The organism is Virgibacillus sp. Bac330 (assembly GCF_003667845.1).
GTDB lineage: Bacteria > Bacillota > Bacilli > Bacillales > Amphibacillaceae > Virgibacillus > Virgibacillus chiguensis.
Genome location: NZ_CP033048.1, coordinates 2,552,883 through 2,573,469, shown reverse-complemented (window position 1 = coordinate 2,573,469; position 20,587 = coordinate 2,552,883). Strand labels below are relative to the sequence as shown.

Genomic DNA, 20,587 nt, shown 5'->3' with positions numbered 1-20,587 from the left:
TTTCTCTTTATCTCCAGGTATATGTATAATTAGCATGGGATTTATATTCAAGTCAAAGTGGAAGGTAGCATTATCTTAATGCCTTTTTTCATCAGAGGCCTTCAGGTCATCCCCCTTGATTTCTAGCAATCAGTGGGATGTGTAAGCACCCCTCTTAGTTATGAATTCGCTCTCATTTTCTTCCGGTATTTAGAAGGCGTTTGCTTTGCTAAGCGCTTGAATGCTTGTGTGAAAAAAGATTGGGATGAAAAACCAGTAAAAGCAGCGATGTGCGCAATAGAGTAATCGGTTGTTTCGAGCATGAGCTTTGCTTCTTTAATTCGGACTCTGTTTAAATACTCAATTGGTGATATACCCATATCTTTTTTAAATGTATGTGCTAAATAATATTTATTAATATGTCCGACTTCAGCCAATTTATTTAAGTTTAAGTCATCACGGTAGTTTTGATTTATATAGTACATGACAAACGCAGAAGCTTTATTAATATTTGGTGTCTCCGTTTGATTGATGGTAAGTTTTTTGTCTCTTTGCAACTTGATAATCATTATCTCAATAATGTTTTGACAAATTAATTCATGCCCTTCTTTATGCTCCTGTATTTCCTCTAATATTCGGTTCAAGTAGAAAAGAATGTTAGTTCGATCTACTTGAAAACGGTATAAGCTAGAGTGTGGGTCTTTATGATCCGCTTGGCTGAAAAACAATCCCTCTATCCCTAAAGCAATATATTCAAGGGAATCATCCCAATTAGACTTTTCTGTATGTTCGACATTCGGATTAATAATAACTAAATCATTTTCTTTAATGGGAACTTCTCGGTCAGCAAGTATAAATGAGCCTTTACCTTTGACAATATAAAATAATTCGGAAAAATGATGGGTGTGTTGCGTGCTATGCCAGCCTTTATCATATTCGGAATGAGTAATATATAGAAGCTTGAACGGTGGCTTTTCATGCTTTGCATCTTTTATTTGGTACACCTCATAGGACATTTACTATAACCCCTTTTCTATCATCTATAAGCTCGTGAAGTGGTAAACAAGTATATGTTACTATTGAACTACACTTTATTTGTTTTTTATATAGAAAATCTACTACATTTTTATATCTAACTAGGAATGGGTGCATGCAAAGGAGGTAGTTTCATTGTATACACGATAGGCTTTATAGTTTAAGCATAACGACCGCTTTCGCCAAAAGAATTCTAATTACGAATATTTTCATATGATGCATCTATACGTACTATTTTATAGGGGGCTTTTGCAAAAAGCAATAAACCTAAAAAAGTAGACAAGATGTTTATTGTGAAAGCGTTTTAACCATTGTAGTATAAGGGTAAGCAAGAAAACAATTAAAACAGGGGGCTTCAATAATGAAAAAAATGAAGTTTTTATTAACTGTTTCTATCATTCTCGTTATTTTTACTTTAGCAGCATGTTCCAATGGAGAAGAGAAGGAAGAAAAATCAGCAGATAAAGAAGGTAGCGGCGAGAAAACAACATTAAAAGTAGCTGCATTAGAATCTGCATATGGTACGGAAATGTGGGAAAATGTTGTGAAGTCTTACGAAGAAGTAAATCCAGATGTAGAGGTTAATCTGCAAATGGAAAAGAACTTAGAAGAAGTTGTACGACCAAATATGCAAGCCGGGGATTACCCAGATGTGTTATTACTAGCTACAAACAGAGAAGAAGCTTTAACGGAAACCTTAATTAAAGAAGATGGTGTAGAAAACATTACAGATGTTTTTGATATGCAAGTACCTGGAGAAGAAACAAAAGTAAATGAAAAACTTTTAGAAGGTTTTACCGATACACTAGCTACTAACCCATACGCTGATGGAGAAACTTATTTAGCGCCAATGTTCTACAGTCCAACTGGCTTATTCTACAATGCAGGTTTATTTGAAGAAAAAGGTTGGGAAGTGCCGAAAACTTGGGATGAGATGTGGGAATTAGGAGATAAAGCAAAAGAAGAAGGTATTTCATTATTTACGTATCCAACGAGCAACTACTTTGATACGTTACTTGGATCTATGCTATATGCTGCAGGTGGAGCAGATTTCTACAGCTCTGCTATGACCTATGAAGATGGCATTTGGGAATCCGAGGAAGCAACTAAAGCATTAGAAACCGTCGAAAAACTAGCAGACTATGTACATCCGAATACAGTAGCAAATGCTAATCCAAATGATTTTACAAAAAACCAGCAATTAGTCTTAGATAATAAAGCTTTATTTATGCCAAATGGTAACTGGGTTGTCGATGAAATGAAGGAAGCACCACGTGCTGAAAACTTTGCTTGGGGTATGACTTCTATCCCTGCCTTTGAAGATGATGGTGACCGTTATGCATTTACTTTCTTCGAGCAAATTTGGATTCCAAAAGATGCAAAGAATAAAGATGTAGCGAAAGATTTTATTGCGTATATGTATTCAGACGAAGCAGCAGATACATTCTTAGAAGCAGGAGCAGTACAGCCAATTGAAGGTATTACTGAACAATTAGATGGCCAAAAACAAACTTTCTATAGTATTTATGACGAGGAAGGTGTGCTGCCAGCTATGGGAACTTTTGCTTCTACAAAACCAGTTCCTGGGGCGAATATGGGTGATACTTTATACGGAAGTATTGATAGTGTCATTAGTGGCGATATGACGTTTAAAGAATGGCAAGAGAAAATAGAAGAAGTAAGTGATAAGCTTAGACCAGCTCTAAATTAATTATATCCAATGGACGTTCCAAAGATTATTGTTCATTCCAAATCTATTCGCTCAGTCTTTAACAAATAATTGGATGAATCAATAAATGGATTTACAGGGCAGCCTCCTCTGCATGCATGTTGTTTTAGGAAGAACAGCATTTCAGCAATTGGCTGCCTTCCATGAATATACAAGTCAGGGCAAGATGATTACAATGAAATGTTAATACATACCTATAATAGCTTTTGACATTTCTAAGAAGCGTTTGAATGACATTCATGTTACATGATGGTTTTGTAATGGAGAGAGGTGAGAAAATGAGCAAAACGAGGTCACGTAATCTATTTATTGGGTTATGCGTTGCGCCAGCTTTGATTTTATTAATCGTCTTTATGTTTATGCCAACATTCGAGGTGTTTCGGATGTCGCTTTACCGTTGGGGTGGTTTTTCTAACACGCAACAGTTCGTTGGCTTAGATAATTTTAAGCTACTTTGGAATGATATGACGTTTATTCGTTCTTTTCAAAATTCCATCTTCTTAATCGTTGTCGTCGCGATTGTTACATTTTCGTTTGCCGTCTTTTTTGCGGCAATTTTAACGAAAGAAAACGTAAAGGGTGGAAATTTCTTTCGGATTATTTTCTACATCCCAAATATTTTATCCATTGTTGTTATTGCGGGGATATTTTCAGCCGTTTATGACCCTTCAAGTGGTCTATTAAATAGCATTCTAGGTATATTCAGCTTAGAGAATCTACAACAAATGTGGTTGGGGGATCAAAAGGTCGTTATTTATAGTTTGGCTGCAGCTCTTATATGGCAAGCCATTGGTTATTATATGGTGATGTATATGTCAAGTATGGCAGGTATCCCACCAAGTTTTTATGAAGCAGCTTCTTTAGAAGGGGCAAGTAAACTAAAACAGTTTACGAGTATTACATTACCTCTAGTATGGAATAACATTCGTACAACGCTAACCTTCTTTATTATAAGTACGATTAATTTGAGCTTTTTATTAGTAAAAGCGATGACAGGCGGAGGACCTGATGGGTCAACAGAAGTATTTCTTTCTTATATGTATGATCAAGCATATGGAAACTCTACCTTCGGCTACGGAATGGCTATTGGGGTTATTGTGTTTCTGTTCTCCTTCTTATTAGCAGCGATTGTTAGCAGGATAACAAAGCGCGATGTATTAGAGTATTAAAGGAGGTTTGAGTCTCTAATGAAAAATTCTAAGAAATTGAGTTTAGATGGTTTAATGCGATTATTTATTTATGTGGCGTTAATCACGTTAGCGGTTTCCATTATTGTACCTGTCGCATGGGTGTTTTTAGCATCGATCAAGCAAAATAAAGAGTTTTATGAAAGTCCTTGGGCGCTTCCAGAAGGTATTCATTTGGCTAACTTTGCAGAGGCATTCCAAGAAGCGCAGATGGGTGAATATCTATTAAACTCTGTACTTGTTACAGCGATGGCCTTAATCATTTTATTAGTCGTAGCACTACCAGCGGCATATGTATTGTCTAGATTTGAATTTAGAGGAAATCGTTTCATTAATGGCATGGTAAAAGCGGGCTTGTTCATTAATGTTAGTTATATTGCAGTACCAATTTTCCTAATGCTTTTAGATTGGGATACAGGTTTAAGAACGATTGTAGGCAGTGAGTTTTTACTGAATAATCGATTTATGTTGGCGCTCATTTATGCTTCAACAGCTTTACCATTTACGATTTATTTATTATCAAGTTATTTTAAAACATTACCTTCTGATTTTGAAGAAGCAGCGGGTATAGATGGTGCTGGTTATTATCGGACGATGTTTTCTGTCATGTTTCCTATGGCTGCACCGAGTATTGTGATCGTTATCTTATTTAATTTCTTATTATTTTGGAATGAGTATATATTAGCGCTAACGCTAATGCCGGCAGAACATCAAACGTTGCCAGTTGGATTGTTGAATTTAATGGCTGCGGAACGTTCAGCAGTAAATTACGGACCGATGTATGCAGGTATGGTCATTGTCATGCTTCCTACATTAATTCTATATATATTGGTTCAAAAACGTTTAACACAAGGAATGACAGTTGGTGGAGTGAAAGGTTAGGTGTGAGAGATGAAAAAAACAACAGGAAGAGTTACATTACCAAGTCAACAACATTTTTTACAAGAGACGAAGGAATTGATGGAGCGCTGGGGTGCAGATGCACTACGAGATAGCGATGGAACGAAGTTGGATGATGAGATCAAGCAATTAGATGCGAAAATTTATACGACGTATTTTGTGGCGCGAAATCATAATGATTTTGCTAAACAGCATCCAGAGGAAATGCAGCAACTATATTTAATGTCTCCCTATTATACAGCAACAGAAACCACGTTGGAAATTCCGTTTTTAAAGGGTTATTTTGAGGAGCAAATAACGCCAGATTATATTCATGATCCAAAGCGTTGGTGGGAAGTAATCGACAGAACAACGGGTGAGGTTGTCTCACCAGATTATTGGCAAGTAGATGAGGCAACGAATTGTGTAACGATGAAACAAGTTGAACAGTGGCATGAATATACGGTCTCTTTTTTAGCATATATGAAATGGGATCCGACGCAAATGTATAATCATATAACAAATGATTGGGGAGATACACCGCATGATATCCCGTTTGATGTCCGTCAACCTCATTCTAATCAGTATGTAAAAGCATATTTACAACAATGGTTAAAGGAAAATCCAGATACAGACGTTGTTCGCTTTACGACCTTTTTCTATCATTTCACACTCATTTTTAATGATTTAGGTAAGGAGAAGTTTGTGGATTGGTTTGGCTACGGTGCGAGTGTTTCCGTTGCAGCGCTTGAAGCGTTTGAAAAAGAGAAAGGCTACCGTTTAAGGCCAGAAGATATTGTGGATAAAGGCTATTACAACACGACTTTTCGTATTCCTTCACAAGCGTATTTAGATTATATTGATTTTATTCAGCAGTTCGTTGCAAAGGAAGTGAAAGAATTAGTTGATATCGTTCATGAGCATGATAAAGAAGCGATGATGTTTTTAGGCGATAACTGGATTGGAACAGAACCTTATGGTAGTTATTTTCCATCTGTCGGCATGGACGCTGTAGTTGGTAGCGTTGGTGACGGAACGACATTACGAATTATTGCTGACATTCCAGGTGTGCAATATACGGAAGGAAGATTTTTACCTTATTTTTTTCCTGACACATTTTATGAAGGCAATGATCCGGTTATTGAAGCAAACGAGAATTGGTTAACAGCAAGAAGAGCGTTAATGCGCAAACCTTTAGATCGAATAGGTTATGGCGGTTATTTAAGTTTAGCATATAAGTTTCCTAAATTTGTTGATTACGTGGAGAAGGTTACAGATGAATTCCGAGAAATTTATGACAATATTCACGGTATTCAACCGTATACAGGTCTTAAAGTGGCCGTTTTAAATGCATGGGGGAAATTGCGAACATGGCAAACCCATATTGTTGCGCACGGGAAATGGTATAAAAAAGCGTATTCTTATCATGGTGTATTAGAAGCATTAAGTGGATCAGCAGTGGATGTATCTTTTATTAGTTTTGACGATGTAATCGCAAAAGGAGTACCTGAAGATATAGATGTGATTATTAATGCAGGTGATGCAGGAACTGCATTTTCTGGCGGCGAAAAATGGAAGAACCCTCAATTAATTTCCATACTTCGTAAATGGATATATGAGGGGGGCGGCTTCGTTGGTATAGGAGAACCAACTGCTTATCATCATGAAGGGCGCTATTTTCAGCTTGCTAATGTTTTCGGAGTAGATAAAGAATTAGGTTTTAGCTTATCAACAAATAAATATTTTACAGAAGTAACCGAGAATCATTTTATTACTGAAGATATGGCTGCATTTGATTTTGGTGAAAGCATGGAATACATCTATGCATTAAATGAAGCAACAGAGATTATCGAATATTCTAATGATGGCGTTCATCTTGCTAGCTCCGGTTTCGGAAAGGGAAGAGGCGTATATATCGCAGGTTTACCGTATAGTCATGAGAATACGAGATTATTATTACGTTGCATGTATTATGCAGCCCATAAAGAAGAAGAAATGAGAAAATGGTTTGCTTCAAATGTGCATTGTGAAGTACATGCATACCCTGAAAGAAAAAAATATGCCATTATTAATAACTCTACCGAAAAGCAAGTTACCGATGTCTATGATGGCGATGGGAACAAACGTCGAATGGAGTTAGAAGCAAGCGAAATAATATGGGAGGACTTCACATGAAGGATAAAATTTTCGTAGTTGTCAAGGTTGTTTTCTTTCTATTTTGTCTGTTTCTCATATTTTATGGACAACAAACCGTTGGTAAATTCGAATTATTTCTTCAACTTATTGGCTTAACAGGTCTTTTATTCTTACTATGGAACTATAATCGGAAATTTGTATAAAGGAGTAGCGCAGTCTTTACTCTGTGTGCGGAAGATTAAAAAAGCAGGCTTCGTTCTTGAATTGTAGAAAACATAAAAATTTTAAATTTTACAGTATAAGCATAACTATGTTTTTCGCCATAAGAATAGGCGATATCTAAATGTATCTATAAAAAAATAACTTAAGCCATGTGTTGTAAAGGTGAGGATAAGGATGAAATACAGCATTGGAATTGACATTGGTGGAACAAAAGTGGCGGCAGGAATTGTAAATGAATATGGCAATTTAATTCAACAGGTAAAAGTGAGCAGTGATCCTACAAATAAGGAAACGATGTTTGCTAAAGTTGTGCAATGTGTAGAACAACTGCTGGATCATTCTAGTATTCCAAAGCATGAAATATATGGCATTGGTGCAGGTGTCCCTGGGAAGGTAGATCGTGAGCGAGGGATTGCTGTTTATCAGAATAATTTACCTTGGGATAACTTTCCATTTATGGAACGACTCCAAAAAGCAATTGGTATTGACAAAATTGCCATTGATAATGATGTGTATATGGCTGCGTTTGCAGAGTGGAAAAAAGCGGAAATGGCTAATCAAGAATTGCTTGTTTATATTACAATTAGTACTGGTATTTCCTGTTCTATTATTCAAGATGGTGAATTTATTCGTGGTGCTGGTTTTGCTGGGGAATTAGGTTTAATTCCAGTTTATTCTAAATTAAACAGCGAAGCCTTACAAAGACTGGAAAATGCTGCTTCAGGACCAGCAATGCAACTACAGGCAAGAAAGATATATGCAGATGATCAGGTCATAACGAAAGATATTTTTGCTAACTATTTGACAGGTGATGAAGAAGCGCAACAGTTGATAGAAGAAATGGTATTTGTTCTAACACAGGGTGTCTATATTGTCAGTAGTTTATTAGATCCACATAAAATTGTTTTTGGAGGGAGTGTAGTTACCCATAATCCTTGGTTATTAGAGCTAATCAAAGTAAAACTCCAAACGTATTTGCTTGCTGAACAAATCCATATCCTAGAAAATATGGAGATTAGTAAGCTGAACAATCACCAAGGCATTATTGGTGCGGGGCTAAGAGCGTGTGTGCTTACCTAGGTGGATGTTATGTGAAATTGTAGAATATGGATCTTAAAGGAGTGATGAAGGATGGTGTATCCCTATTTAGCAGGGCTTATTGAAAAAGCAGTCACCACAGAAATGATTGCACAAGCTGACAAAGTATATGCTAGGAACCAAATTATGAATGTCTTGCAATTAGAAGCATATCCAGATGGAGTGGTACCAGCAAGAGATACTTCCATCCCAAATTTAGTAGAGCATTTGATTGAATATGCATTGGAGCATGAAATTATTCGCAACGTTTTAAGTGAAAAAGAAATACTGACGGCTCATATCATGAATTGTCTTATCGCGCGCCCTTCAGAAATTAACCAGACATTTTATGAAAAATATAAGCAATCACCAATAGAAGCTACGGATTACTTTTATGCTTTATCAAAAAATAGTAATTATATTCAAATGAATCGAATTGCGAAAAATATAAGCTATAAGGTGGACACGGCTTATGGGACAATGGATATTACGATTAATTTATCCAAACCGGAAAAAGACCCAGAGCAAATAAAGCTAGAGCGGGAAAACGTTAAAAATGTGACGTATCCGAAATGTTTATTATGTATCGAGAATGAAGGCTATGCTGGGCGAATAGATCATCCAGCTCGGGCAAATCACCGCATGATAAGGGTGCCTTTACAAGACGAGATGTGGTTTTTTCAATATTCTCCGTACGTATATTATAATGAGCATAGTATATTATTAGCTGGTGAACATCGGAATATGAAAATCGATCAGCAAACATTCAAGCGGCTCTTAGCATTTATAGATATATTCCCGCATTATTTTATTGGCTCCAATGCAGATTTACCAATCGTTGGTGGATCTATCTTAAGTCATGATCATTATCAGGCAGGGAAGTATGAATTTGCTATGACGAATGCGAAAGAAGCGTTTTCCTTTTCGTGGAAAAAGTATCCAAGATTGCATTGTGCTGTCCTACATTGGCCATTATCCGTTATTCGTTTAGTAGGAAGCAATCGTGCTGATGTAGTAGAAGCAGCAGATGACATTTTAGCCTCTTGGAAAAATTATTCGGATGAAATAGCGGATATTCAAGCTTTTACGAAGCAAACGCCGCATAATACCATTACGCCAATTGCTAGAAAACGTAATGACAAATATGAATTAGATCTTGTCTTGCGGAATAACCGAACGACAGAGCAATACCCTCAAGGTATTTTTCATCCGCATGCAGACGTACATCATATTAAAAAAGAAAATATAGGATTAATTGAAGTGATGGGCTTAGCTGTATTACCAGCTCGTTTGAAGCAAGAATTAGCTGAAATAGAGAGCTACTTATTACATGGACAGCAGCAAGTCGCGGAGTATCATAGCGTTTGGGCGGACAACTTAAAAAAGCAGTATCCAGATGTACAAACTACAGAAGAAGCAAGAAAAATTGTGCGTAAAGAAGTCGGTAATACGTTCGTACGTATTTTACAAGATGCAGGAGTGTTTAAAGACAATCATTCTTTTCAACGATTTCTGCAAGGGTTTATTAATGAATAAAAGAAATAAATAATAGTATAAGTTTAAAGGCACTCCATGGGGTGCTTTTTTGTTATAAGAAAGCATAGAAGTTTAAAGGTTTATAGTATTAGAAAAGCTTGACTTATCGCATAACACTTGTCGCAATACATGTTTTCTACATAACAGAAAATATAGCATTTATAGAAGAAAACGATATTTGCATTTGTCCGATCCAGGCTTGGCGATTAGTGAGGTAAGGGGGAATGCTTAAAATTTTGATAAAATATGAAACTGTGCTTAGTACCTCTTCGTACTTTATTTAAGAAGGAGGAATTATTGTTGCAATGGGTTGTAGAAATAGCAAGTTTCATTGTCATCATATGTCTTTTATATAAACGAATAAACGATATAGATGATATATCCCTTATGCATGTGGTATATATTGTTTTGGCATTTATCATTATTTCAGTTCTATCTGCTATTATTTTTTATTATCCTGGTAGTTGGCTTGTGAATAAGATTAGTAATAGCTTCTTACGTACCATTGTAGCATATGCGATAGTTATCATCGTTATTTCAATTGGACGTTGGTTATGGGCGAAAACATTTGTGAAACATCGCTGATAGGGGTGGGAATTTGTTACAAGAAATGTATAAACGAAGAGAAAAAATGGGGTATATATTTTTAGCTATATTTATCGTTGTAGTTCTTGGGTATATATTGATTTGGACGCCAACAGGAGCCAAACAGTGGGGAGAAGTATCCATTATAGGTTTACCCGTTTTATTTTTAATAATAATAATTATTCGAAGCAGAATAAGCTACCAGAAATTAAAAGACGTAGAGATAGGCCTTTCACAAGTATCTATTTTGCAACTTGATCATGTCGTACTTAAAAAGGATGCTAGTTTGTTACCCCGTTTATTATGTTTTGAAAAAACGGGCAAGTATGTTGGCGCTTTTCAACTTATGCACGTTTCGTTCTGGTGCTATCCTTTGCTCATTTATAATAGTTCGTTCATAAATTGGCTACCAGTAAAGCTTGCATTTATCTCTAACACTGGAGAACTGATATTTAAGTTGAAGCGAAAAGGCATGAAGAAAACGGCAGTTACGTATTACGATGCAAGTGACAATTATATCGGGTCTTATATTCAGGAAGATTTTAAAAGTGTCTTGCGACTAAAAGGGAAGCTCTTTGATGAGAAAGGAAAGCAAATGCTTTTTATTGATGGGTCTACTATGACTGGTGATTTCACATGGATCGATGAACATCATCATCGCTGGGCCTATTTTTATAATGGAAGGTTTCCACATGAATATACTACTTTGTTTCACGACTTAAATAATGATATTGTCGAGGTCTCTGATAAGTTATCTCAACAGTATAAGCAATTGCTGTTCGGGGTAATTGGATTCTTGTTTATTCAGAGAACGAACAATTAACGCACCCATTAACCGCTTTGCCTGGAAGTGCATTTTAAGCAGGCAGAGCGGCTTCTTGTTGTACAATGTAAATGTGTTTCTTATAACTAGGAGTTAAAATTTGTTACGTACGGATAAATAGTAGATTGTAATTTGTGCAATCGGAAAGATGAATAAAAGTAACATCGGATAAGAAGGAAACGTGTCAGCTAAGAATGGATACAAGCCCATTAAAAAAAGGATTATCCCAAAAATCAATGGCATGAAAAGATAAACTTTACGACAGGCGTGAGCGTTAATCATTTTTTCACGTTCATCTTGTTCAGAAAACTCTGCAGGCATGAATAATTTCAGCAGCATACGCTTATGTTTCTTTGCATTATGTCTGTACATCAAGATGCCAACCCCGATACAGATGAATAAAAAAATGATTGTCGGTGTAATATTAATCCATTCTCCTGTGCTCTCACCTTTAATCACATTGGCTACATGCATGGCAAATGAATAAATAGGGATAAATCCCCAAGCAGCTAGCAACAATAACAATACGTTAATAAAGAACACCCATTTTAATCTCATCTTTTAATCGTCCTCCAATAACCAAAAAGTTTCTTCCATAGGAAGATGGAACACTTTGCATATGTTTAATGCCAAAAGTAAGGAAGGTACATAATCGCCTTTTTCAATGGCAGCAATGGTCTGTCTGGTTACGCCTACTTTTTTGGCGAGTTGCTCTTGCGTTAAATCAAATCGCGCTCGTAGTTCTTTTACACGATTGTTTAATTTCACGAAAGCCATCTCCTTCCTAGAGAACTTCCAATGCGCGAGTTGTTTCTTCATACATATATTACAAATAGTGTATGAGATAGTGGATAGAATGTCAAGTTTATTTACCATTATGTTAAATCAAGTTAACATAATGGTATAGTATAAAGCGCTTGTAGGCGACCTTACTCAAGCAAAACGCACGTTCAACGCTTCATCCCATTACTATAAATTTTCTAGGATTATTTTCACGGGACGAATAACCGATGTTCAAATTATAGAAAATCATGTACATTGATCTTATAAAGTCAAATTCAAGAATGGATTTCATTCCGAATTGTTCCTACAACTTGCGTAAGCCGGGAAAGACCTCTTTGAAAAAAGGCAAATAAGTACTTATTTCCTGCTGTCCAGCATATAACCCCCATTTATAAACTGGAAATCAGTACTTATAGGAAAGAGGATCACACTTCTTATTGCTTCTTCTATAATAGCGTTTCAAGATAGTTATGACGATACATGTTGAAAACCCACCATCCCGACTTTATCCATTATGTTATTTTCTTAGAATGAAAAGCTTTTCAGACATTTTGCAAATCCCATCATTGTCTAATGATGTTTCTATAGATGACAAATTTAAAATGGAGGAGAAAAAATGGCGAAACGTTTATTTCTGTCGTTGTTGTTCGGTTTATTGCTATTGTCCACTCCATCTTATGCTATTGCACAATCGCAAAGTTTGTCGGAAGCCAAACAGCTTCATGAAGGAACAAAATGGTCTGTAATGGGAAAGGGAGATAACGGAAACGATGAAACGCCAGGGGAGTGGTTTGTAGGAGAGACGCCGACTAATCCAATACCTGACGCCCCTTTGCTTTTATTTGTGCCTGGTTTAAACAATGTGGCACAAGTATTTTGGGAGGATGGTGGATTGTATGAAGCAGCTTGTGAAGCGGGATATGAAACGGCTTTTATCCAGCTTCATGATGCAGGTGGCGCTTCTGCCGATATGTGGGATAATGGGAAATTGCTCGCTGAAAAAATTACGGAAATTTCAGATCAATTTCAAGGGAAGCCAATTACGATTATTGCGTATAGTAAAGGTGGCGTTGATGCGCAAGCTGCGGCAACTTATTACGGAGCTTGGCAATATATAGATCGTATTATTACTTTATCTAGTCCGCATCATGGATCGGAACTAGCGGACTTGGCTAATAGTAGTTGGGCTGGTTGGCTAGCTGAATTACTCGGGATGCGAGGTGAAGGAACATCTGCGGTTGAGACCGGATATATGGAACATTTTCGTTCTTTGACGGATGAAGAAACCTATGCTTATGTCAATGATTATTACACTTTAGGTGGGACGGATTGGGGGTCGACATTTTCATCAACATGGTTTGGAGGCATGTATTTATCCAGTTATGGTGATAATGATGGCGTGGTAACAACTGTGAGCAGTCGCTTGCCTAAAGGAGAAGAAGTGGCAATTGGGGCTTGGGACCATACTTCTATTCGAAGTAATCGCATCTTTCCTATTATACAAGACAATGTGTTGCAGCAAAATAACCCGAGTCGCGATCATTTGATTTATAAGGAACAAATTTCAAAGCTTACAAAACCAGAGCAATATGTACACGGCGATGCATTAAGGAATAACAAAGCTGAAAAGCATTTATTTCCTATTGAAGACGCTATTGACAAGGTAAATATACAGTTGTACACAGCTACTCCACTCCAACGTGTAGAACTTATTGATCCGAATGGAAACGTTTATGACGATGTGCAAGTGACGCAGCAGGAGGGTGGTTTTTTCGCTGGAGCGACGGGGTATCACATACAAATTCATCAACCTTCAGCTGGAGAATGGTCATTAAAAATGCGTAGTGATAAGAAAAACGCCTATTTATTGCATGGTCAATATGATAAAGCAACGCAAAAGCAAATTCTATCAGAGACACAAGATCGTAGAAACGATAGCAAATGGAGAACGAATAAACAGCAAGTAAAAGAAAAGAGTATAGAAGCACACTATACCATCGTGGAGTCAGGGAAGCAAATTCCTGTAGTGACTGCAACGTCAAAAGGTTTACCTTTATTATCAAAAGAATTTTCACATCTAAAAAAGAATCGAAGTTACAATATTACGATGGATATAAAAGGCGAGACAGTTTCTGGATCGCCTTTCAAACGGACAGTGGTTGATTCTGTTTATCTATCTGAATGACGAATAAAAATAATTCCTCTTGCGTAATAGGAGCTGTTATACCCTGTAGATTAGGGGCTAACCGCTCTTTTTTCTTTTGATTTCGTTTCATAAGTATAGCACTACTTGAAAGGCATAAAAGAAAACCTCCACAGATGCCATTTTATCGTGTAAGTAAAACAACAGTGCTTTTTGTCGTGAATATATGCTAATAAACCGCGTTTTTATGTCAATAGTAGCACGGACACAAAAGAGGCAATAAGTTAAAATAGTATGATGTGTTCTGTGTTTAAGAAAAAAGACGGAATATTTTGTTTAATAAAAATAAGTTCGTAAAATTTTATAAAATAAAAAATTTTCCCTTTAAATAAAAACTTGATTAGGCAGGTCTTTTACCGTATAATACAAATAATTATTTTATTTTAGTTTACAATAATTTAGAGTTCATCCGTGACGTTAAATGTGAATTACTAAGCACCATAATTCTAGATTAAATGTCAGAAAAATTAAAACAACGAAACCATCAAATTTTGAAAGTTGAAAAGAAAGAATTTTCTTTCTTTTTTGATTGGAATTTAGAAGGAGGTCAACATGAGTAATAACATACTGGAGATTAAAAATCTTAAAACATCGTTTCGTATTAATGATGACTATTATGCCGCCGTGGATGATGTTTCTTTATCTGTGAATAAGAATGAGACGTTAGCCATTGTTGGTGAATCAGGCTCTGGAAAAAGCGCCTTAGCATTTTCTATTATGGGATTACATACAAAAGCCAAAATAGATGGAAGCATTCAATTTAAAGGTGAAGATATTGTTCATATAGCAGCTGGAAAATTAAACAAGTTGCGAGGCAATGATATGGCGATGATTTTTCAAGATCCATTAACAGCGTTAAATCCGTTGATGACAGTGGAAGATCAAATTGGGGAAGCTTTATTATTACATAATCGACAGTTATCGAAAACGAAACGAAAAGAACGAGTGATTCACTTGTTAAATCAAGTTGGTATTCCTCGCCCGGAGTACACTTGTGAACAGTACCCGCATCAATTATCTGGTGGTATGAGGCAGCGAGTGATGATTGCCATCGCGATTGCCAATAAGCCTGAACTACTCATTGCTGATGAACCTACTACAGCGCTTGATGTAACGATTCAAGCCCAAATACTAGGGTTAATGAATGATTTAAAAGAACAAATGAATACAGGTGTTATTTTAATTACCCATGATTTAGGTGTTGTCGCTGAAATGGCGGATCGTGTAGCCGTTATGTATGCAGGACAAATTGTAGAGATTGCGGATGTTTATACGTTATTTCAAAAGCCGCTTCATCCATACACGAGATCGCTATTAAATTCCATTCCGGCTGAAGATAGTGTGCATGACAAACTCCATGTCATACAAGGAATTGTTCCATCTTTGCAAAATCTTCCTCGAGAAGGGTGTCGATTTAAAGCACGAATTCCGTGGATTAGTGAGGATGCACATGAAGAAAATCCTGAGCTGCATGAGGTAACGCCAGGACATTTCGTCCGTTGTACCTGTTATCAGCAATTTTATTTTCCGGAAGAAAAGGTAGAGGAGGAATCAAGTCATGGCACTTCTTGAAGTAAACGATTTAAAGGTCCATTTTCCCATTAGAGGGGGAATCTTAAATCGTAAAATAGGTGCAATAAAAGCTGTTGATGGCGTATCTTTTTCCATTGAAAGAGGAAAAACGTACGGTCTTGTAGGAGAGTCTGGCTCGGGAAAAACAACAACCGGAAAAGCGATTATCGGTTTAAATCATATTACTTCAGGAACGGTGAAGTTTGATGGTGTAGATTTAGCAGGCTTTACATCCAAAAAGTCTGATATTCGAAAAGATATTCAAATGATTTTCCAAGATCCTTATTCTTCATTAAATGGCAGAAAACGAGTACTTGATATTGTTGCAGAGCCGTTGCGAAACTTTGAAAACTTAACGAAAACAGAAGAAAAGAAACGTGTACAAGAATTGCTTGAACAAGTAGGATTAAGCCCTGAAAGTATTATAAAATATCCGCATCAATTTTCTGGTGGGCAACGGCAACGGATTGGCATTGCAAGAGCGATTGCTTTAAAGCCAAAACTCATTATTGCTGATGAGCCTGTTTCTGCATTAGATGTTTCGGTTCAGGCACAAGTCCTTAACTTTATGCAAGATATTCAAAAGGATTTAAATTTGACGTATTTATTTATAAGCCACGATTTAGGCATCGTAAAGCATATGTGTGATGAGATTGGCATTATGTATAAAGGACGTTACGTGGAATCGGGTACGAAAGCGGATATTTTTAATCACCCACAACATATTTATACGAAACGCTTAGTAGCAGCTATTCCAGATATTAATCCAGTTAACCGTCAACAGCAGAAAGTATACCGCGAAGAAGTAGAGAAAGAGTATCAGCAAAATTATAATGATTATTTTGATCAAGAAGGTCTAGCGTATACATTACGCCATATATCCGACTCCCATTTAGTAGCTTTACCGCAGAAAGGTTGATAGCATGTGGAAATTTATTGTTAGACGACTGTTAATTACGATGCCACAAGTTGTTTTGCTAAGTATATTAGTATTCATTATGGCACAACTAATGCCAGGGGATGCGTTGTCTGGTTTAATCGATCCAAATATTGATCCGTCAGCGATTGAAGAGCAACGAGAGAAACTCGGGCTAAATGATCCATGGTACGTACAATATAAAGATTGGGTGACATCAGCCATTCAAGGCGACTTAGGACAATCTTTTCGCTTTAAGATGCCTGTCTCTGAGTTAATTGGCCAGCGCCTTGTAAATACATTCTGGTTATCTTTAGCGACGTTAATCATTACATATCTCATCGCCATCCCATTAGGTATTACGAGTGGACGTTATAATGATACATTGCGAGATCAATTAATTAATGGTTACACGTATATTGGTTTTGCCACGCCATTATTTATCTTTGCTTTAGTAATGTTATGGGCGTTTGGTTATGGTTTAGGTTGGTTCCCAACTGGCGGAAGTGTAGATCCAGGATTAGAACCAGGCTCATTTGCGTATATTATGAGTAAAGTTAATCACTTATTACTACCAGCCATATCGATGGCATTAATTACTACTGTAAATACGGTGCAGTATTTGCGTAGTGAAATCATTGATACAAAACAGAAAGACTTTGTCATTACGGCAAGAGCAAAAGGTGCTTCTGAATCACGCGTTTATCGCCGCCATATTTTCCGCAATTCTTTATTACCAATTGCTGCTTATTTCGGTTTTGAAATTACGGGACTTATTGGTGGGACCGTTTTTATTGAAACCATTTTCAGCTATCCAGGTATGGGATTGTTATTTATGGAATCTGTGCTACAACGGGATTATAGTGTCGTAACATCTGTTGTCTTGTTATTCGGAATCGCATCTATTTTAGGCGCATTATTATCGGATATTATTTTAAGTCTCGTAGATCCGCGTATTCGAATAAAATAAACAATAGGTTATCATGGAGGTGACACATAAATGGAGTATTCAAATGTAGAAGTAGTAGAGGTAGAACAAGAAAAAGCTCCTTCTATGGCGAAAGTAATTTGGCGAGAAATTGTGCGAGATAAAGTAGCGCTTATATCTTTTATTTTTCTTATTGTTATTACAAGCCTTGTTTACGGAGTATCTTTATTTTTAAATCAAGATGAAATTGTTAAAGTAGATTTATTTGCGATTAATCAGCCACCGTCTAATGAGTTTTTGCTAGGAACGGATTATGGGGGCAGAGATATTTTTGGTCAGCTTATTATTGGCACGCGTAATTCCTTATCGATAGGTATCTTAGTGACGCTTATGACAGGGATTATCGGTATTACTTACGGGCTTGTATCTGGTTATTTTGGCGGTACAGTTGATAACATTATGATGCGTATTGTTGATTTCTTTTTAATTTTACCATTTTTAATGATCGTTATTGTGTTTGTTGCGATTGTGCCTAAATATAGCATATGGTCTTTTTCTTTAATTATGACAGCATTTCTCTGGATGGGGATTGCTCGGTTAATTCGTTCAAAGGCATTACAAGAGCGAGAACTTGATTATGCACAGGCTTCCAAAACGTTAGGGACTCCGAACTGGAAGATTATGTTTTTCCAAGTTTTGCCGAATTTAAGTTCATTAATTATTGTGACGATGACGTTAAACTTGGCTGCGAATATTGGTTTAGAGTCTGGGTTGTCCTTTTTAGGATTTGGTTTTCCAGAAGATACCCCAAGTCTTGGAACATTACTTGGTTATGCAAGAAATCCACAAACTTTAGAGTTAAGATGGTGGATTTGGGTACCAGCAGCGATTATGGTTTTCTTATTAATGTTAGCTGTCCGAAATGTTGGCGAAGCATTGAAGCGTGCTACAGATGCAAGACAGCGCAGAGGTTAATGGTTATGTTGCTTACATCACATGATGTTAAGTATAGATCGCGTCTATGACGTATAAACAAACTAGGGAGGTTTTTACATGAAAGGAAGTCGTTGGCGTATTTTATTATATGCACTCTTGCTAGGTTTAGTACTTACACTGGCTGCCTGTGGCGGAGATGACGAGAGTAAGTCAGATAAATCGGGCAATAAGAAGTCTGGAAAAGATGGAGATCAAATATATTCAATTGAAGATTTTAATGTAGAAACGAAAAATGAAGGCAAAGCGATGGATGGCGGGCACTTGAAATTTGGTGTCGTCACAGATACAGCTTTCGAAGGGCTGTTAAATTTCAACTTCTACTCAGGGAATTTTGATGTTGAGTTTATTAAATGGTTTGATGAATCTTTATTATCTGCGGATGAAAGGCATAATTTAACCCAAGATGGTGCTGCCACATTTGAAGTAGATGATAGTGGGAAGGTGTTTACGTTTACGATCCGCGATAATGTAAATTGGCATGATGGGGAGCCTGTAACCGCTGAAGACTGGGCGTATGCTTATGAAGTAATCGGTCACCCTGATTATCCTGGCGTTCGTTATGGCGATAAATTTACAATTATTGAAGGGATGGAGGAATACCATAACGGAGAAGCCGATTCTATTTCTGGTATTGAAGTGGTAGATGAGAAAACGATGAAAATTACGTACAAAGAAGCATCCCCTTCTTTATTAAGTGGCGGAATTTGGTCTTACGCTTTACCAAAGCATGTCTTTCAAGATATCCCTGTAGATGAAATGGACAAATCTGACGCTGTCAGAAAAGAACCAATCGGCATGGGACCATATAAAGTAAAAAGTATTACGCCAGGAGAAGCTGTCGTATACACAAAAAATGAAGACTATTGGCAAGGCGAACCAAAGTTAGATAAAGTTACAGTTAAAGTCGTGAATCCGAAAACAGTTGTACAAGCTTTAGAATCGGGAGAAGTAGATACGGTTCATGAATTTCCTACAGATCAATATCCAGATAATGCGGATATGTCTAATGTGGAATTTTTAGGAAATGTGGACATGGCTTATTCTTATATCGGTTTCAAATTAGGAACGTGGGACAAAGAGAAGAAAGAAGTAAAACCAGATCCAAATAAGAAAATGGCGGATGTGAACTTACGTAAAGCAATGGGACACGCCATTGATAATGAAGCTGTAGGGAAGCAATTTTACAATGGCTTACGCTGGAATGCGACAACATTAATTCCGCCATCTCATCCAGATTTCCATGATGAAGACAATCCTGGAATCAAATATGACCCAGAACAAGCCAAGAAACTGTTAGATGAAGCGGGTTATAAGGATACGGATGGAGACGGTATGCGTGAAAATCCTGATGGTGAAGAATTGGTGATTAATTTTGCTTCTATGTCTGGTGGAGAAACGGCTGAGCCAGTTGCAAATTACTACATTCAATCTTGGAAAAATGTTGGATTAAATGTACAACTATTAGATGGTCGTTTACAAGAGTTTAACTCATTCTATGATCGAATTGGACAAAGTGGTGACGATGATCCGAAAGTCGACGTATATGCAGCAGCATGGGGTGTGGCAACAGATGTCAACCCAGCAGGATTATATGGACGTGACGCTCTGTTTAACTTCTCTCGCTATGCAAGTGAAGAAAATGATAAGCTTCTAGAGCAAGGAGCCTCTAAAGATGCGATGGATTTAGAGTACCGTCAGAAAGTATATAAAGAATGGCAAGAATTAATGGTCGAAGAAGTTCCGGTCATTCCTACCAATTATCGTGCAAAATTAGTACCTGTGAATAAGCGCGTATTGAATTACTCTGTAGCACATAACTGGGGTAATTACTATGAAATTGCGGTAATGCAAAAAGAACCAGTAAAAGCTGAATAAAACATTTAGATAGACAGTCTGTGAACCTATTTCACAGGCTGTCTTTTTGTGTGTGCCAGGCATGCACACATTCTCTAGGGTTCGAGTCCCGAACCACGAAGGCAGTAGTAGTGGTTAGCCTAAGAC

General features: G+C 37.0%; 18 protein-coding genes. 15 read left to right on the top strand and 3 right to left on the bottom strand.

Features of this window, described 5'->3' with window-relative positions:
- Positions 1-158 precede the first annotated feature (158 nt).
- Complete coding sequence (locus tag D9780_RS11940; protein WP_121640227.1) at positions 159-995, bottom strand: AraC family transcriptional regulator; 837 nt, start codon at positions 993-995, stop codon at positions 159-161.
- A 380-nt stretch (positions 996-1,375) separates the two neighbouring features.
- Between D9780_RS11940 and D9780_RS11935 the strand changes: the two genes are divergently transcribed.
- From D9780_RS11935 to D9780_RS11900, 9 genes are all read left to right on the top strand, one after another.
- Positions 1,376-2,725 (top strand): carbohydrate ABC transporter substrate-binding protein, encoded by a 1,350-nt coding sequence (locus D9780_RS11935; protein WP_121640226.1) that lies wholly within the window; start codon positions 1,376-1,378, stop codon positions 2,723-2,725.
- A gap of 296 nt (positions 2,726-3,021) precedes the next feature.
- Positions 3,022-3,912 carry a carbohydrate ABC transporter permease gene (locus D9780_RS11930; RefSeq protein WP_121641486.1) on the top strand — a complete coding sequence of 297 codons (891 nt, stop codon included), beginning with the start codon at positions 3,022-3,024 and terminating at the stop codon, positions 3,910-3,912.
- A gap of 18 nt (positions 3,913-3,930) precedes the next feature.
- Positions 3,931-4,812, top strand: a complete 882-nt coding sequence (locus tag D9780_RS11925; RefSeq protein ID WP_121640225.1) for a carbohydrate ABC transporter permease — start codon at positions 3,931-3,933, stop codon at positions 4,810-4,812.
- A gap of 9 nt (positions 4,813-4,821) precedes the next feature.
- On the top strand, positions 4,822-6,984 hold the full coding sequence (gene gnpA / locus D9780_RS11920) for a 1,3-beta-galactosyl-N-acetylhexosamine phosphorylase (protein ID WP_121640224.1): 2,163 nt from the start codon (positions 4,822-4,824) through the stop codon (positions 6,982-6,984).
- Entirely contained in the window at positions 6,981-7,148 is a 168-nt protein-coding gene (locus D9780_RS21125; RefSeq protein ID WP_162985856.1) for a DUF6903 family protein, read from the top strand. Before gnpA ends, D9780_RS21125 begins: the two co-directional genes overlap by 4 nt.
- Before the next feature lie 193 nt (positions 7,149-7,341).
- A complete protein-coding gene (locus D9780_RS11915; RefSeq protein WP_073012951.1) occupies positions 7,342-8,247 on the top strand; it encodes an ROK family protein in 906 nt (301 codons plus the stop codon).
- A gap of 51 nt (positions 8,248-8,298) precedes the next feature.
- A complete protein-coding gene (gene galT, locus D9780_RS11910; RefSeq protein WP_121640223.1) occupies positions 8,299-9,780 on the top strand; it encodes a UDP-glucose--hexose-1-phosphate uridylyltransferase in 1,482 nt (493 codons plus the stop codon).
- Positions 9,781-10,080: 300 nt separating this feature from the next.
- Positions 10,081-10,365, top strand: a complete 285-nt coding sequence (locus tag D9780_RS11905) for a hypothetical protein (RefSeq protein ID WP_121640222.1) — start codon at positions 10,081-10,083, stop codon at positions 10,363-10,365.
- A 13-nt stretch (positions 10,366-10,378) separates the two neighbouring features.
- The gene (locus D9780_RS11900; RefSeq protein WP_121640221.1) at positions 10,379-11,188 is read left to right on the top strand and encodes a hypothetical protein; all 810 of its coding nucleotides are present in this window, start codon (positions 10,379-10,381) and stop codon (positions 11,186-11,188) included.
- 93 nt (positions 11,189-11,281) lie between these two features.
- On the opposite strand, the gene D9780_RS11895 is transcribed toward D9780_RS11900, so the two are convergent.
- Together D9780_RS11895 and D9780_RS11890 are read right to left on the bottom strand one after the other, a co-directional pair.
- Complete coding sequence (locus D9780_RS11895; protein ID WP_121640220.1) at positions 11,282-11,746, bottom strand: hypothetical protein; 465 nt, start codon at positions 11,744-11,746, stop codon at positions 11,282-11,284.
- A gap of 3 nt (positions 11,747-11,749) precedes the next feature.
- Positions 11,750-11,956 (bottom strand): helix-turn-helix transcriptional regulator, encoded by a 207-nt coding sequence (locus tag D9780_RS11890; protein WP_303046186.1) that lies wholly within the window; start codon positions 11,954-11,956, stop codon positions 11,750-11,752.
- A gap of 631 nt (positions 11,957-12,587) precedes the next feature.
- On the opposite strand from D9780_RS11890, the gene D9780_RS11885 reads away from it, so the two are divergent.
- The 6 genes from D9780_RS11885 to opp4A all read left to right on the top strand — a co-directional run bounded on the left by D9780_RS11885 (position 12,588) and on the right by opp4A (position 20,461).
- Positions 12,588-14,156, top strand: a complete 1,569-nt coding sequence (locus D9780_RS11885) for an esterase/lipase family protein (RefSeq protein ID WP_121640219.1) — start codon at positions 12,588-12,590, stop codon at positions 14,154-14,156.
- A 570-nt stretch (positions 14,157-14,726) separates the two neighbouring features.
- Positions 14,727-15,746: an ABC transporter ATP-binding protein gene (locus tag D9780_RS11880; protein ID WP_073012933.1), complete on the top strand. Its 1,020-nt coding sequence runs from the start codon at positions 14,727-14,729 to the stop codon at positions 15,744-15,746.
- Positions 15,733-16,665, top strand: a complete 933-nt coding sequence (locus tag D9780_RS11875; RefSeq protein WP_073012930.1) for an ABC transporter ATP-binding protein — start codon at positions 15,733-15,735, stop codon at positions 16,663-16,665. The genes D9780_RS11880 and D9780_RS11875 overlap by 14 nt, the downstream gene beginning before the upstream one ends.
- Positions 16,666-16,669: 4 nt before the next feature.
- Entirely contained in the window at positions 16,670-17,632 is a 963-nt protein-coding gene (gene opp4B, locus D9780_RS11870) for an oligopeptide ABC transporter permease (RefSeq protein WP_116277458.1), read from the top strand.
- Positions 17,633-17,662: 30 nt separating this feature from the next.
- Positions 17,663-18,565 (top strand): ABC transporter permease, encoded by a 903-nt coding sequence (locus D9780_RS11865; protein ID WP_116277459.1) that lies wholly within the window; start codon positions 17,663-17,665, stop codon positions 18,563-18,565.
- A gap of 78 nt (positions 18,566-18,643) precedes the next feature.
- Positions 18,644-20,461: an oligopeptide ABC transporter substrate-binding protein gene (opp4A, locus tag D9780_RS11860; RefSeq protein WP_121640218.1), complete on the top strand. Its 1,818-nt coding sequence runs from the start codon at positions 18,644-18,646 to the stop codon at positions 20,459-20,461.
- Positions 20,462-20,587 lie beyond the last annotated feature (126 nt).